General features: G+C 74.6%; 4 protein-coding genes and 1 pseudogene. 3 read left to right on the forward strand and 2 right to left on the reverse strand.

Features of this window, described 5'->3' with window-relative positions; genetic code table 11:
* Together VF794_RS24995 and VF794_RS25000 are read left to right on the forward strand one after the other, a co-directional pair.
* Positions 1-2819 (forward strand): annotated as a pseudogene (locus tag VF794_RS24995) (hypothetical protein); the annotation flags it as partial.
* 168 nt (positions 2820-2987) lie between these two features.
* The gene (locus tag VF794_RS25000) at positions 2988-4583 is read left to right on the forward strand and encodes a PAS domain-containing sensor histidine kinase (RefSeq protein WP_331114579.1); all 1596 of its coding nucleotides are present in this window, start codon (positions 2988-2990) and stop codon (positions 4581-4583) included.
* 1 nt (position 4584) lies between these two features.
* Here the strand turns inward: VF794_RS25000 and VF794_RS25005 are convergent, their stop codons facing one another.
* Entirely contained in the window at positions 4585-7212 is a 2628-nt protein-coding gene (locus VF794_RS25005) for a protein kinase domain-containing protein (RefSeq protein WP_331114581.1), read from the reverse strand.
* Positions 7213-7351: 139 nt separating this feature from the next.
* A complete protein-coding gene (locus VF794_RS25010; RefSeq protein ID WP_331114583.1) occupies positions 7352-7813 on the reverse strand; it encodes a hypothetical protein in 462 nt (153 codons plus the stop codon).
* Positions 7814-7956: 143 nt separating this feature from the next.
* On the opposite strand from VF794_RS25010, the gene VF794_RS25015 reads away from it, so the two are divergent.
* On the forward strand, positions 7957-16550 hold an 8594-nt coding region (locus VF794_RS25015), incomplete at its 3' end, for a flagellar hook-length control protein FliK (protein ID WP_331114585.1).

Raw genomic sequence — 16550 nt, forward strand, 5'->3', positions numbered from 1 at the left:
TCCTCTATCCCCTGGTGGCGGTGGCGGCGGCGAGTGGAGAGCAGCCCTACCGGCTCCTGCTCGGCGCGGCGCTCGCGGCCCTCCTGACCGCGCGCGCGTTGCACCCCACCGTCAGCGTCCTCGCCGCCGCGGGGCTGGCCAGCATGGACATCGTCCACCGGGGCGCGCCCCTGGAGTTGCTGGGCCTGTCCACGCTGCTGAGCCTCCTGGCCCTCCTCGAGTCGCCTCGCGCCGCCTTCCGGCTCCTCGCCGGGGAGCGCCGCTTCGCGCTCGCGGCCACCCTCTGCGCGCAGCCCCTGCTCGCCCTCGCGTGCGTGCTCTTCTCCGCGCCGCCCGCGTCGCGTCAGGGCGTGGTGCCCCTGCTGGTGCTCCTCGGGGCGCTGGTGCTGCCCCTGGTGTGGACGCGCGCCAACCGTCACCCCTTCTTCGCGGCCTTCGCTCCGCCCCTCGCGCTCGTCACCCTCCTCACCGCGGACGAGAAGTGGCCCTGGGCGCCCGCGCTGCCCCTGCTCGCGCTCCTGCTGGTGCGCGCCGTGGAGCACCTGCCCGCCGCGCGTGTCTTCCTGCTCGGAAGGTCCGAGGAGGCGTCGGCTCGCCAGCTCTCCGTGTGGATGCAGGGCTCGCTCACGCTGGTGGGGAGCGTCCTGGTGCCCCTGTCCGGGGCCGACCCGAAGGTGCTCGGCCTGCTCGTGGCGTCCCTCGTGGCGCTGCCCGGGGAGAAGCCCTCGGTGCGCGTGGGACTCGGGGTGGGCCTGCTGCTCTTCTGCACCCCGCTCCATCCGCTCGCCATCGTCCTGCTGCTGGCGCTCGGCTTCCTCACGCACCACCTGCCCGTCAGGCTGTGGGCCTTCTTCCGCGCGCCGCCGGACGCGTCGCTGCGGCCCGTCACCGTGGTGGGGGCGATCGCGCTCAGCGGGTGGCAATCGCCCACGCCCGAGGCCATCGCCGGGCTGGCGGGGGTGTTGCTGGCGGGGGCCTTCCTCCTCTCGCGGCGCGACCTGCTCACCGCCTCGGTGCTCGCCCTGGCCGGGGCCTCGCTGGGCAAGACGGCGGAGCACGGTTTCCTCGAGTGGCGGCCCGAGGCGGCGCTCACCTTCGCCGCGGTGGCCTTCGGCGCGGCGCTCCTGTCGGCCCTGTGCCAACAGGGCGGCATCCAGCGTGCCCTCATGCGGCTGACGGCGCGCCTGTCGCCGGGCATCTCCGAGACGTGGAGCGAGCCGCTGTGGGTGGCCGGAGCCATCGCCACGGCGGTGCCCGTGCTGGTGCACCTGCTGAACCTGGGGCCGGGCGCGCTGCCCCTCCCGGTGGCGCTGCTGGCGGGGCTCGCCTCGCTGGTGTTGATGGTGTCGCGCGAGCGATGGATGGCCAACGTGGCCACCGCGCTGCTGGCTGGAGTGCTCGTCGCGATGGTGCCCATGGCGTGGACGCCCGCGGTGCTGAGCGGCACGGGGCTCGTGCTGTGCATGGTGGGCACGTGGCTGGATGATCGCGAGATCACCGTGGGCGCGGCGCTGCACCATGCGGGCTGGGTGCTCTCGTTGCTCTCCCTCGCCACGCTGCGAGACCTGAAGCACCCGGCCACCGGGGCCTGCTTCCTCCTCGGCATCGGCTCCGCCTGGGCGGTGGTGTACCGGCGCCCCGAGCGCGCGGTGGTGGGCTGGGTGGCCACGCTGGTGGGGCTACACGCGATCCTCGCCCACGTGGGCGCGCTGTTCTCCACCGGCCGGGGGGCCGAGTTCATCCTCCCGCTCTTCGGCGCCCTCAGCGCGCTGCTGGCCACGACGGCCCTGTACCTCGCCAGCGAGCGCGTCCGCCGGGGGGTGGGGCACTCCTTCGCCGTGGTGGCCCTGGTGGAGGTGTTCCTCGGGCTGGTGCTGGTGCCCGGGGCGGCCGGGGTGGTGGTGTCGGCCCTCGTCGACTGCGTGTGCCTGGCGATCCTCTTCTTCGCGCTGGTGCGCCGGGGCGTGCGCGAGAAGGACGAGGGCTCCGCCTTCCTCGCCATGTGGACGCTGGTGCTCGGCTACCTGACGGTGCGGCTGCACGCGCTGGCCTCGGGGCTGGGCCCGGCGGACAGCCTCGCGGCCCTGGTGGGTGGTGCGCTCTTCTCCGGCCTCTACGTCTTCGCGATGCGCGAGGGCTCGGGGCTGCCCGCCTTCCGCCGGCCCGCGCTGTGGGGCGCCTTCCTCTTCCCCCTGGCCGGCCTGTTCACCGCGCCGTGGGGCCAGCCCCTGTACGTGGCGGCCCTGCTGGTGGGCTACGCCGCCCACTTCGCCGCGCTGGCCGCGCACCCCTCGCAGCGAGGGATGTCCTCGCTCGTCTCCGTGGGCGCCTTCAACGCGGCGCTCTTCCTCGTGTGGCGGGGCACCGGGGCTGGCGAGCCGCAGTTCTACGTCATCCCCGCCGGCCTCTCGCTGCTGGTGCTGCTGCGCGTCTTCCAGGAGGCGCTCGAGCCGGACACGCGGGCGAAGCTGCGCGCGCTGGCCATCACCCTCGTCTACGTGGCCGGGGCGTGGAAGCCGCTCATGTTCCAGGACGGCGGCGGCATGCTGGCGTGCGTCTTCCTGTGCCTGGTGGGCGTGGCGGCCGGCGTGGCGCTGCGCATCCGCTCCTACGTGTACCTGGGCAGTGCCTTCCTGGTGACGTGCGTGCTCGCCAACCTGGCGCGCTTCGGCATCCGGGACCACCGCATGGGCGCCGCCTTCCTCTCGCTGCTCGGCGTGGGCGTGGTGGGCTTCATGGTGCTCTTCACCGCCAAGCGCGTGGAACTCCAGGAGCGCTACGCCCGCGTGCGCGCGATGCTGGAGACCTGGGAGGAGTAGGCGCCTCCCGAAGGGCTGCAATCGTCCAGTAGGCATGGACGCTCCCGCACTCCGGGCGTCTGACGAACTACACCCCGAGCCGGGGTCGCCCCTGGCGTTTCGACCGAACGGAGCCAGTCCGATATGCTCGGTGGCACCGACAGTCGCGCGGGCAGGGGAGGATGACGCATGAGGTCGCGCGAGAGCACCGCACCAGCGCCCATGAAGCAGGAGGCGGAGCTGTTGCGGCGCATCCTCGACGCGCTGCCCTACCCCATCTTCTGGAAGGGGAGGGATCTGCGCTACCTCGGGTGCAACGTCGCGTTCACGAGGGTCGCCGGTCTGGCGCACCCCGACGCGGTGGTGGGCCTCACGGATTACGAGCTGCCCTGGCTCAAGGAGGACTCGGACTTCTACCGGGGGTGTGACCAGCAGGTGCTGGAGACGGGGGAGCCGCTGTCCCCGGTCGAGGAGTCCATGCGGGGCAGTGATGGCCGGCAGCGGTGGACGCAGACGAGCAAGGTGCCGCTCCGGGACGAGCAGGGCGCCGTCCGGGGCGTGCTGGGCATCCTCGTGGACGTCACCGCGCGGCGCGAGGCCCAGGAGCAGCTCCAGTTGGCGGTGGCCGCGAGCGAGGCGGCCAACAGTCTGCTCACGGCACAGGTGGCCGAGCGCGAGGCCATGCAGCGCGCCCTGGAGACGAGCGAGCTGCGGCTGCGCACGGCGGTGCGCGGCGCGCAGATGATCATCTGGGCGTTGGATGCGCGGGGCACCTTCACCTTCTCGGACGGAGGCGGGCTGGCCGCGCTCGGGCTGCAGCCGGGTCAGGTGGTGGGGCAGTCGGTGTTCGACGTCTACAGCGGAGTGCCGGACGTCCTCGCGAGCGCCCGACGGGCCCTGGCGGGGGAGTCCTTCATCTACGACAACGAGGTCGCCGGCATCCACTACGAGACGCGCTACAAGCCGGTGTTCAACGAGTCCGGCGCGCTCACCGGAACCATTGGCATCGCCACCGACATCACCGAGCGCAGGCGCTACCACGAGCGGTTGGAGACGGAGCTGGAGCGGACGCGCGGGCAACTGCTTCAGGTGGAGCGGCTGGCGACGCTGGGCACGCTGGCGGCCGGGGTGGGGCACGAGCTGCGCAACATCTCCACCGTGCTCAACAGCCTGCGCGGCTCCTTCACCGAGTGCGCGGAGCGCGGCGTGCCGCCGGACCGGGAGGAGCTGGAGGAACTGCGCTGGGCCTGCGAGCACGTGGCCACGCACGGGCGGCACCTGATGGACCTGGGGCGGCCCGGGCCGACGCGGGTGGAGCGGTTGGACCTGCGCGAGCTGGTGGCGGGCGCGCTGGCGATGCTGCGCACGGCGGGCATCATCCGGCACGTGAAGGTGTCGTCGTCGGCGCCCGAGTCGCCCCTGTGGGTGGAGGCGAGCCGGACGCGGGTGGAGCAGGTGCTGCTCAACCTGGTGGGCAACGCCGCCGACGCGGTGGAGCCGGTGCGCGACCGGCCCGCGGAGGTGCACGTGCGCCTCTTCGAGGCGCGGGAAGGCTTCGCCTGCTGCCGCGTGGAGGACACCGGGGTGGGCATCCCCGAGGACAAGCTCTCCTCCATCTTCGAGCCGTGGTTCACCACCAAGGCACCGGGCCGAGGCACCGGCCTGGGCCTGCCGGTGGTGCGCACCCTCCTCCAGGAGCTCGGCGGGGACGTGTCGGTGGAGAGCCAGGTGGGCAAGGGCAGTGCCTTCACCTTCCGCCTGCCCTCGGCCCTCTCGCCCGGCTGACCTACTTCTTCGTGAGCGTCCGGAGGGCCTCGGTCGCCTCGGGCTGGCCGCAGCTCTTCGTGCCCTTTTCCCGGGGCAGCTTGCTCAGCCGCTCCAGGGCCGGCACCGCGCTCGTGTCTCCGAGCGCGGCCAGCCGCCGGGCCGAGTTCGTCCGCACGCCGCAGGTCTTCGACTCGAGCGCGCGCGTGTAGAGCTTCACCAGATCGAGCCCCTCCGTGGACTGCACGGCCTCCAGGTAGCGCAGCGCGCCCCACTGCCTGGGCGAGGGCGCCTCCTCCGCCAGCTCCTCGAAGTGCTCCTTCACACGCGCCTTGGGCAGTGAGGCCAGCAGCTTGCGCAGTCCCTTGTCGGCCTCGTCCTCGCCGAAGTCCTCGGCGAGCGCGTCCAGCACCGGGGGCTCCATGGCCTCGCGAGCCTCCGCCTCCAGCCCGGCCAGCACCGTCTGCTCCTCGTCGTGCCGGTCCAGGCCGTGCAACGCCCGCGCCCGCAGCTGCGGCACAGCGGCGTTCTTCTTCTCTTCCGGCGGCACGCCCTCGAGACGCTTCAGCGCCTCCACCAGCTTGCCCGCCTCCAGCAGCTCGCGCGCCTGGTACACGGGGTGGGCGCGGCGCGCCAGCTCGTACGAGCCGAGGCCCAGCACCACCACGAGGCCCAGGCCCACGCCCGCCGTCTGGCCCGGGTAGGTACGTACGAGCTTCCAGGCCCGCTCCGTCACCGCTCGCAGCACCGCGACCACCCGGCTCCAGGCCACCTGCATCGGGCGCACCACCGGGAGGAACTGCTCCGTCAGCGCGGGCCGCATGGACACCTCGTCCTGGCCTCCGAAGGGCAGGCCCTCCTCGGCGCGCCGGCAGCGGTAGAGCTGGAGCGGCTCGCCGGTGACGGGCATCGACACGGTGCCGCCAGGCAGGGCGTCTCCCTCCACCCGCGTGCGCGCGAGGTTCACCGACTCGGTGAAGACGACCTCGCCCGGCTCGGCCACCTGCTCCACCGCCTTCACCACCTCCACCGGCTCGCCCAGCACCGCGTCGCGCGTGACGAGCACCTCGCCCGTGTGGAGGCAGATGCGCACGGGCAGCCGCTCGTCCGCGCCGCACTGCTGGTTGTGCCGCCACAGCTTGTCCTGCATCGCCATGCCGGACAGCACCGCGTGGGTGGGCGAGGGGAAGACGGCCAGCAGCGAGTCCCCGTGCTTCTGCACCAGCCGCCCGCCGTACTCGCGCACCATCGGCAGCAGCAGCCCGTCGTGCGTCTCCAGCATCCGCGCGTTCTGCTCGTGCGTCTGCCGCGAGGTGCGCTCGGTGTAGCCCTCGAGGTCGGTGAGCATCACCGTCAGGTTCTGGAGCTTGCCCGAGAGCGTGTTGCTGCCCACGGTGGGCAGATGGATCGACGGCCTCGGGCCGGGCACGGCCGTGAGGCCACGCACCGGAGGGAGAACCGGTTGCGCGGGAAGGGTGTCCACGCGGGAGGGGGACATGCCCTCGATGGAGGCCAGCGTCGCCAGCGCTTCCTGGGCGGCGCGGGTGCTCGCGCGGGAGGGCGAGCCGCTCCCGCTCACGGGGGCCACGGGCTCGGGGACCGCGAAGGCGAGGGTTCCCGAGGCCGGAGAGGGCGCGGGCCCCGGCGCGGGCGCGGCGAAGTCGGCCGTGCCGCTGCCCACCGGCTCGGGCAGGGCGGGCAGGAGGAAGTCGGTGATGCCCGAGGACCGCGGGCTGGCACCCGCCGCCGCGGCCATCATGAAGGCCCCGGCCGAGACACCCTGGGCCTGGGCCTGCCCCCCGAGCGCGGCGATGGCGCCGAGCGCATCCACCAGGGCATTCGCGTCGGGCAGCCGGAGGGTGGGGTCCTTGCGCAGCAACTGCATCACCAGCGACACGAGCGCCGGGTAGCCGACGAGCGTGGGCGCGGCGTCGAGCAGCGGCGTGGGCATCGAGGCGGCGTGCTGGGCGACGTACTGGGTGGGCCCCGGCCCGGGGAAGGGGAGCTGCCCCGAGAGCACGCGGTAGGCGAGCACCCCGAAGGAGTACAGGTCGCTGCGCGTGTCCACCGGCGCGCCCACCGCCTGCTCCGGCGAGAGGTACTCCGGCGTGCCCACCACCAGGCCCACCTGACTGAGGTTGCTCGCGGTGGTGTCCGGCTCCACCAGCCGGGCGATGCCGAAGTCCAGCAGCCGCGCCTGCTCGCCACGCAGGCCCCGGGTGAGGAGCACATTCTCCGGCTTGAGGTCGCGGTGGATGATGCCCTTGTCGTGGATGGCCGAGAGGCCCTCGGCGAGCTGGTACAGCAGGGGCAGCGCGCGCGAGGGCGCCATGGCCCCCGCCTGGAGCACGTCATAGAGGTTCTCGCCCTCCACGTACTCCATGACGAGGCACGCGCCGACGCCCGCCTCCCCGTAGTCGATGACGCGCACCACCGCCGGGTGCTCGATGGCGGAGAGCATGCGGGCCTCGCGCTTGAAGCGCTCGATCATGCTCGGGTGCAGCATCAGGTCCGCGTGGAGGACCTTGATGGCCACCTTGCGCCCCAGCGACACCTGCTCGCCAAGGTACACCTCACCCATGCCTCCGGCTCCGACGAGTTGGAGCACGCGGAAGCGGCCATCGAGGACGAGGGTACCGGGGTCGATCACGGGCGCCGCATCTTCGCCGGAAACGCGGGACGGGTGCAGGGATAAGCACTCATGGGGTTGGCTGGATGCTACCCCACCGCATGGCTGAATCGCATGTCACTCGTCGACGTCGACGCGGGGTGTGGGTGGATGTCAGGAGTCAACCGATGCACGACTCCGCGCGCGGACCGTAGTGGCGCCGGATGCGCTCGGCGAGGTGGAGCAGCCCCGTGCCTTCCAGTCGCGTCGCCGCCCACAGGCCCGCCTCGGGCAGGGAGCGGGTCGTGAAGTAGGGGAAGGGCAGGGGCTTGAGGTGGAGGACGATGCTCGCCGCCAGTTGCATGATGGGCGAGGTGATGACGGAGGCGCAGCCCAGGACCTGGGTGCGCAACAGTGCGTCATGCTCCTTCAGGAACTCCGCCAGCCTCCGGCGGTGCTCGGCCGTCATCATCCGCTCCTGGCGGGTGTCGAGGATGCTCACGAACTGCTCGTCCCGCCGCAGGTAGGTGCTCACCCGGGCCAGGTGCGCCTCCTGCTGCTGGAGCGTGGGCTCCCCCACGAACGTCATCACCAGCAGGGGCCAGTGCGAGTCGTCGATGGTGATCGAGGCGGAGGAGTCCATGAGCGGCGCTCCTGCTTCAACAGAGGGTGTGGGGCGGCGTCAACCCGGATGGCTCGTTGCCTGCCCTCCGGGCGGGGGAATAGCAAAAATTCCGGGGGCTTACGCCGCATGATAACTTCCGGCCCTCTTTAGAAGCCCCCGCGATGGCCACCGACAGCGACTCCCCCAAGCCCGCGTCCGAAGCGCATGCCGCCGCCCCCGAGCTGCGTCTGTTGGACAGGCGCGCCTTCGTGGGGTTTCCGCCCCTCGAGCTGGCGCCCGGCCTGTCCATCGCCGACTTCGCGCTTCAGATTCCCGACGTCACCTTCCCCTTCAACGTCAGCGCGGGCGCCTCGCGCTACCAGCGCAAGAAGCTCCTCTTCGGCTTCCTGGAGCTGCACGTCGACGCGGAGCTGGTGTCGCGCAAGGTGGCGGAGCTCGCCGGACGCGTGGCCGGCCTCGAGGGGATGAAGCTGCACTTCCGCCCCGGCTACCTGGAGGGCCAGGCCTTCCTCCAGGCCCCGGAGCGCACCCCCGTCACCTTCAAGGTGGCCTTCGACGCGGATGGGGAGCGGCTCGCCCTCTACCTCTACGATGTGCGCCTGTACGGCTTCTCCTCCACGCCGTCCGTGCAGGTGCCCGGCCTCATCGCCGGTACCGTGGCCGAGCTCGGCCTGCTGCCCGAGGTGGAGGTGCGTGGCGCCACCGGCTTCTCCACCCGCGTGCTGCCCTCACTCTGCCAGAAGGCCGCCGTCAGCCGGGGCTTCAAGATGCCCGTGCTGGACACCGCGCGCCTCTCCTCGGCCGAGGTGAGCGGTGCGGGCCTGCGTCTGCGCTTCACCTCCGGTGGCCTCCCGCCTCCGGCCCCGCCCGACGAGGAGCTGCTGCTGGCCCTCGAGGGCTCCCGTGCCTTCGCGGATGCCGAGGCGCTCGTCGCCCAGGGCAAGCTCGCCGAGGCCCGTGAGGCCTACCTCCAGGCCGGGGACGCCCAGGACGCCCATCCCTTCGCCGCCGAGCGACTGCTGTCCCTGCTCGTGGCGGACCCGCAGGCGCACGACCTCGCCCTGGACGTGGCCGCCACCCTGCTGCGCCGCCGCGAGAGGAGCCCCGCCGCCCTCTGGGGCGAGGCCGTGGTGCGCGAGCGCCGGGGAGAGCACGCCCGCGCCGCCGAGCGCTTCCTCGCCCTGTGCACCCTGGCGCGTCGCGCCTCCGAGGAGGCCGCCGCCTTCTTCGCCGCCGAGTCCGCCGCCCGCGCCGCGCGCGACCACGCGCCCCAGGTGGCCGTGAAGGCCCTGCACGAGGTGCTCGGCCTCAAGCCGGACCATCTGCCTTCCCTCAAGGCCCTCGCCCGCGCCTCGGACCAGAGCCGCGACCGCGCCGGCGCCGTGCGCGCCTACCGTCGCATCGCCGCGCTCGCGAGAGATCCCGCCGAGGCCGCGGATGCGCACGTGCACCTCGCGCGCCTGTGCGCCCAGACCGAGGACGATGTCGCTGGCGCCCGCCTGCACTGCGAGGCCGCGCTGCGCCTCTCGCCGGATCAGCCGGACGCGCTGCTGCTGCTCGGCGAGCTGTGCCACCGCGGCGGCGAGCACCTGCGCGCCCTCAAGGCCCTGGACCGCCTGCGCGAGGTGGCCATGGCCCGTCACGAGCTGGACCGCGTGGGCCGCGCCAACCTCATGGCCGGCCGCATCTGGGAGGTGGGCCTCCAGCAGCCGGACAACGCCCTGCTGCGCTACCGCGAGGCCGTGTCGCTGCTGCCCGGCGAGCCCGAGCCCCTCTTCGCCACCGCGCGCGTGGCCGAGTCGCTCGGCAAGCTGCAGGAGGCCCTCTCCGGCTACCAGCAGGCGCTGGAGCTGGCCGGCCCCGCCCCTGGCTCCGAGTCCATCCGCCAGGCCGCCCACCAGAGCCACCATGCCCTGGCGCGCCTGTACCGCACGAAGCTGGGCGACCCCGCCCGCGCCCGCGAGCACCTGGAGGCCGCGCTCGCGTTGGACCCGCGCGACCTCGCCGCGCTCGACGAGCTGATTCCCTACTTCCGCGCCACCGGCCGTACCCAGGAGCTCGCCGAGGCGCTGGAGAAGGCCGCCGCCGTCCACGAGGAGCCGGGCCGCCGCGCCGCCCTCTGGGCCGAGTCCGGCGAGCTGTACCGTGGCCGGCTCCAGCAGCCCGAGAAGGCCGAGCGCCTCCTCACCTCCGCCCTGGAGGCGGACCCGGACCACAAGCCCGCGCTGGAGTCCCTGCTCTCGCTCGCCGAGGCCCGTCGCGACGGGGGGCTCCTCACCCGGTGCCTCTCCGCCCTCGCGCGCCTCACCCCCGAGCCCAAGGAGCGCGCGCAGAAGTACCGCCGCCTCGCCGTGGCCGCGCGCGACCTCGCCTTCGACCTGGACCTCGCCGCCACCGCCCTCCAGGAGGTGCTGAGGGCCGAGCCGGACGACCTGCCCACCCTGGGCGAGCTGTGCGCCCTCCAGCGCAAACGCTCGGACATGGCGGGCCTGGCCATCGCCCTGGAAGATCGCGCGCGCGTGGCCGAGGCGCAGGGCGACAAGCGGCTCGCCGCGGCGGCGCTGCGCGAGCTGGCCAACGTGCTGGAGGCCCGGCTGGGCCGCCTGGGCGAGGCCCTCGTGGCCCTGGAGAAGGCCGCGCGCCTCTCTCCGGACCAGACGGTGCTGCTGGAGCTGGCGGACCTCTCGTTGCGCTGCGAGCGCCCCGAGCACGCCCGGCGTGCCCTGGAGACGCTGCTGTCCACCCTGCCGCGCACCACCGCCCCCGAGCGCCTCGCCGACATCCGCGCCCGCCTGGGCCGCGCGTGCGAGCTGCTGGGGGACCGCGAGGCCGCCATCTCCGCCTACGCCCAGGCCTGGCCCGTGCGCCGTCTGGACGAGTCGCTCGCCTCCCGGCTGGAGGCCCTCTACACCGAGGCCGGGGAGACCCGGGAGCTGGCCGAGCTGTGGGCCGCGCGTGCCCAGGCCCTCGTCGCCGCCGAGCGCGCCGCCGAGGCCGCGCCCCTCTTCCTCCAGAGTGCCCGCGTCCTGCTGGAGCGTGGCGAGAAGGGCCCCGCCCTCCTGCGCCTGTCCGCCGCCCTCGACGCGAGCCCCTCGGGCCCGTTGGCCGCCGAGGCCCTCGACACGCTCGCGGAGCTGGAGCTGGAGCGCGGGGAGAAGCTGGAGGCCGCCCGTCTCTTCGCGCGCAAGGCCGCGCTCGTCCCCGATGCCCGCGCCGGCGCGAAGCTCCTCTACCGCGCCTCCGTGCTCGCCCTGGGCACCAGCCGCGAGGAGGCCTTCCTCGCCGAGGCCCTGGAGCGCGACGCCTCCCTCGCTCCCGCGCGCATGCGCCGCGGCGAGCTGCGGCTCCAGGCCGACCCGCGCTCCGCCCTGGAGGACTTCGAGGCCGTGCTGGCCGTGCCCGCGACGGACCCCGACGCGCTTCGCGAGGAGGAGCTGCTGGAACTCACCCGCCGCGCCTCCTCCGCCGCCGTGCGCGCCGGACGCGCGGATGCCGCCCGCCGCCTGCTGGGCCAGTACTGCGCCCTCGCTCCCGAGGACCTCGAGGCCCGCGTGGAACTCGCTGGCCTCCACCGCAAGGCGGGTGCCCGCGAGCCCCTGGCGGACCTCCTCGCCTCCCTGTGGCCGCGCCTCTCCGGGGATGCGCGCCGCTCCGCCCGCCGCGAGCTGGCCGAGCTGTCCCATGCCCTCGGCCGCACCGCCGAGACCGCCGACACCCTGCGCAGCCTCCTGGCCGAGGAGCCCCACGACACGTGGGCCACCCAGGCCCTGCTGGAGCTGCTGCCCCCGCCCGGCACGGGCTCCGCCCAGGAGGAGGTCGAGCGCCTCGCGCTGCTGGGCACCCTCATCTCCGCCGCCGAGGGCGAGGCCCGCGCCGAGCTGCTCTCCCGCCGCGCCGCCCTCCACCGCAACGCCAGCCGCTCCCACGCCGCGCGCGAGGACTTCCTCGCGGCCACGAAGCTCGCCCGCCGGCCCGCGCCCCTGTGGCTCGCCCTCGCCGCGCTCGCCCGCGAGGCGGGGGACGACGTGGACGAGCTGGTGGCGTGGCGCAACGTCGTCGCCTCCGAGCCCGAGCTGGCCGAGCGCGCCCGCGTGCGGCTCCTCGCGCTCGCCTCCGCGCTGGTGGAGAAGGACGCACGCACCCCGGCCCGCGAGGCCCTGCTCGCCGCCGTGGAGCTGCCGCTGTCGCCGGCCGAGCGCTGTGATGCCTTCTTCGCCCTCGCCACGCTCGCGCGCCGCGACGGGCAGAAGGGCGCCGAGGCGGAGGCGCTCGCCGAGGCCGCGCGCCAGGGCCCCCTGCCTCGCCGCGTGGAGGCGCTGCTGACGCGCGCCGCCCTGCTGGAGAAGGCGGGCGAGCTTCCGGAGGCCGCGTCCAGCCTGGAGGCCGCGCTCTCCCTCGCGCCGCGCCATGCCGGGGCCACCCTGGCGCTCCAGCGCGTGCTGCGCGCCCTGGCGGACTGGGCCCGTCTCGCCGGCCTGCTCGCCGCCGAGGCCCCGCATGCGCCTGCCGAGGAGGCCGCCGCCCTCTACGCGGAGCTGGGCACCCTCCACCTGGAGCGCCTGGAGCAGCCCGAGGCCGCCGAGGCCGCGCTGCGGCAGGCCGTGCGTCTCGTTCCCTCGGACGTGGCCGTGCGCCGCCGGTTGGTGGCCCTCGTCGCCGGCCGGGGGGACTTCTCCGAGGCCGCGAAGCTCCTCGACGTCGGCACGGGTGACATCGCCCCCGCCGAGGCCGCCGCCCTCCTGCGCGAAGGGGCCGCCCATGCCCGCTCCGCCGGGGACATGGCGCGCGCCCTCGGCCTGGCCCGCCGTGCCCACGCCCTCGTCCCCGCCCGGGACGCGCAGCTCGCCGAGCTGGCCGAGCTCCTCTTCCTGCACGGCGATCTCCAGGAGGCCATGCCCCTCCAGGAGCAGCTCGCCGCCGCCGCGGACTTCTCCACCGAGGCCGAGTACGCCGAGAAGGCGTGGCTGCGCCTGGGCGCGCTCGCCGAGAAGCTCGGGGACTCCCGGCGCGCGGTGTCCGCGTACAAGCGGCTCCTCGTCGAGCGTCCGCTGAACGAGGTGGCCGTGCAGCGCCTCGCCGCGCTGCTGGAGAAGGACGAGCCCCGCGCAGCCTTCGACGTGCTCGTCACCCACGCGCGCGCCCTGCCTTCCTCCGAGGACACCGTCGGACGCCTCGTGCTGCTCTCGGAGCGCGCCCGCGAGTCGCTGGCCGACTCCACCCTCGCCGCCTCCCTGCTGGCGCGCGCGGCGGAGATGGCCGAGGAGCCGCTGCCGCTGCACCAGTCGCTCGCCGACCTCTACCGCGACGCGGGCCGCGTCCCCGAGCTGATGGCCCAGCTCCAGGTGGTGGCCGCGCTGTGCCAGGAGACCGGGGACGTCGACGGCGCCATCTCCTCCTGCGCCGAGCACGCGCGTCTGGCCGAGGAAGCCGGCCGCGTGGACGAGTCCCTGCGCTCGCTGGAGGCCCTGCGCTTCCTGCTGGAGGCGGAGGAGCGCGACGCCGAGGCCGCCGACACCGAGCGTCACCGCGCGGAGATGCTGCGCGACGCGAAGCTGGACCTGTCCGCCGCCGAGGCCGCGCTGGAGCGGGCCTTCACGCTGTCCGCGCAGCTCGACACGGCGCGCATGGGCATCGAGCTGGCCAGTCGCCGGGACGACTCCGCCGCCGAGGCCCGCTGGCTGGAACGTGCCCTTCCGCTGCTGCCCGACACGCGCGAGCAGGCCTCCTCCCTGCTGCGGCTGGCCCGGCTGCACCTGGACGTGCTGGCCGAGTCCGGCAAGGCCGAGGGCTTCCTGCGCGAGGCGCTCCGCAGAGATCGCTCCCTCCCGGAGGCCGAGAAGCTGCTGTGCGCGCTGCTCGAGGAGGAGGGCCGGGTGGCGGAGCTGGCCGCCTGGTTCGAGGAGTCCGCCTCCCTGGAGCAGGACGCCGAGCGCCGCGCGCAACTGCTGCTGCGCGCCGCCACGCTCTACCGCGAGCGTGCCGGACGTCCGGAGGCCGCCGTCATCGCGTTGCTCGCCGCGCGCTCCGCGAGGCCGGATGACCTGGGCCTCACCCGGCAGGCGGCGGATCTGCTCCACGAGCTGGGGCGCGCCGAGGACGCCGCCGAGTTCGATGCCCTTCTGCTGGAGGCGGACCCGTTGCGCGAGCCCGTCTATACGCGCCAGCGCGCCTTCCTCTCCGAGTCGGGGGACCATCAGTCCCTCGCCGCGCTGATGCTGCGCCGGGCCCAGCGGCAGCCGCCCACGGAGGCAGCCGAGAGCTACCTCGCCGCCGCCCGGGCCTTCCGCGAGGCCGGTGCGCTGGAGCGCGCGCTGCTGTGCGAGGACCAGGCCTTCGAGCTCGCGCCCTCCAGCCCCGAGGCCTTCCAGTTGCTGCGGGCCCGCGCCGCTGGAGACGTACGCCGGCTGGCGGAGCTGCTGGCCCTGCGCGCCGCCGCCGTGCCGCCCGAGCAGGCCCTGCCGCTGCTGCGCGAGCGCGCGGACACGCTGCTCAAGGCGGGCGAGTCGCTGCTCGCCGCCCAGGCCTTCGATGACTACCTCGCCCGGGCCGGGGATGACGTGGACGCGCTCGCCACGCGCGCCGAGCTGGCCGCCGAGGGCGGTGGCGCCAACGCGGCCCAGCCGTACGACCGGCGCCTGCTCGCCGTTGGGGGTGAGTCGCTCGCCGTCCCGGTGCGCGTGCGCACGCACCTGCGGCTCGGCCATGCCTCGCTGTCCTCCGGCGCGTACCGTGATGCCGCCGAGTCCTTCGAAGCCGTGGTGGCACTCGAGCCCGAGAGCACGCGGGGCCAGGAAGCCCTGTCGCTCCTCACCGAGGTGTACGGCCGTACCGGCGACTCCAGGGGCCTCTACCGCGCCTCCCTGAAGCTCGCGCGCAAGGCGGACACCGCCACCGCCGAGGTGCTGTACCGCCGCGCCGCCGACCTCTTCCAGGATCCGAAGGAGGCCATCGACGCGCTGCTGCACCTCACGCGCCTGCGCCCCGCGGACGCCAGTGTCATCGACCGGGCGGTGGTGGGTCTGCGCACCCTGGGCCGCCCCGCGGACCTGCTCGCCGTCTACGAGGCGGGTGCTCGGGCCGCCGGGGGCGCGCGCGCCGCGGAGCTGCTGCTGGAGGCCGCCGATGTCGCCGCGGACCAGCTCGACGACCCGCGACGTGCCGTGGCCCTCCGGGAGCGCGCGGCCGAGGCGGACCCGACCAACGTGACCGCGCTCCGCGCCCTGGTGGCGGGACTGCGCCAGCGGGGCGAGCAGGGCCCGTTGCAGGAGGCCATCCAGCGTCTGGTGTCCATGACGGAGGGCACGGATGAGGCCTCCGTCCTGCGCCTGGAACTGGCCGCGCTGGCCAGTGCCGCCGGCCATCCTTCGCTCGCCCGCGAGGCGCTGGAGACGGTGGTGGCCCGTGGGGCCGCCGGTGCCGGCTACATCGAGGCGCTGGAGGCGCTGGAGCCGCTGCTCGCGGAGGAGCCGGGCCGCCTCGCCGAGGTGCGGATGGCCCGGGCGGAGCTGCTCTCCAACAAGGAGCGCCGGGAGCTGCTGCTGTCGGCGGCGCGCGACTTCGAGGCCGCCGGCAAGCTCGCGGAGGCGCTGCGCGCGATCCAGGCGGTGACCTCCCTCGATCCCGACGTGGAGACGCTGCGCCATGTGGCCCGGCTGCACGGGATGGCCGGTGAGCCCGGACGCGCGGCCCAGGCGCTGCTCCAGGCGGCCCGGCTGGCATACTCGGCCCAACGTCCGGCGCTGCTGCTGGAGGCGGCCGACCTGTGGGAGTCCGCGGGCGAGCGCGCCGAGGCCCTCGAGGTGGTGGAGCGCCTGGCCACGGAGGCCCCGGGCGCGCTGTCGCCCGTGGAGCTGTCCGAGCGCTTCCACCGGCTGGGTGCCACCGCGCGCGCCGTCGAGGTGGGCTTCGCGCCCATGCTGGAGTCCGGGGACGCGGCCGGGGCGCTCGCGCTCGCCGAGCGTGCCGGGGATGCGGAGCGCGCCCGTCAGGCGCTCTGGGCGCTGGTGGCGCGGCCGGACGCGGAGGCCTCGCACGTCACGGACCTGGCCGCTGGCCTGCGCTCCGAGGACGACTGGGTGGGGTTGATGCGGCTGGCGGACCTCCTCTCGGAGGGGGACGCGGCCGGGGCCACGAACCTGCGGGACGAGGTGCTGCGCACGGAAGGCATCGCCCCCGAGCTCCGCCTGCGCGCGCTGGAGTCGCTCGCCGCGGCGCCGGACTTCTCCAAGCGCCTGCGGAGTCTGCTGTCGGGACTCGGCGGGTACCCGGAGGTACTGGCGGACGCGGTGCTCACCCATGTCCGGGCGCTGCCCCTGGAGGAGCGCGTCGAGGCCCTGTCGGACGCGGCGGATGGCTGGCCGGAGCGGCGTGGCAGGCTGCTGCGTGAGCGCTTCCGGTTGCAGCGTGACAGCGGGCAGACGGCCGAGGCGGCGGACACGCTGGGCCTGCTCATCCTGCTGGAGACGGACCCCAAGCTGCGCGCCAGCCTCCACGTGGAGACGGGCGACATGCTGATGTGGGCGGGCGACAAGGCGCGCGCGAAGGAGGCATTCGAGAAGGCGCTCGAGGACGCTCCCGGCACGGTGCGCGCGCTGGAGTTCCTGCTGCCCATCTACGAGGAGACGCGAGACCATGCGCGCTTCGTGATGGCGGCGGAGCAGCTCGCGGCGGTGCTGGCGGGCCCGGCGGTGATGGGGCTGTGGCGCGAGCGACTGGCGGAGGCCTACGAGGCCCTGGGCCGGCTGGCGGAGGCTTC

This window comes from Archangium sp. (assembly GCF_036389735.1).
Lineage (GTDB): Bacteria > Myxococcota > Myxococcia > Myxococcales > Myxococcaceae > Archangium.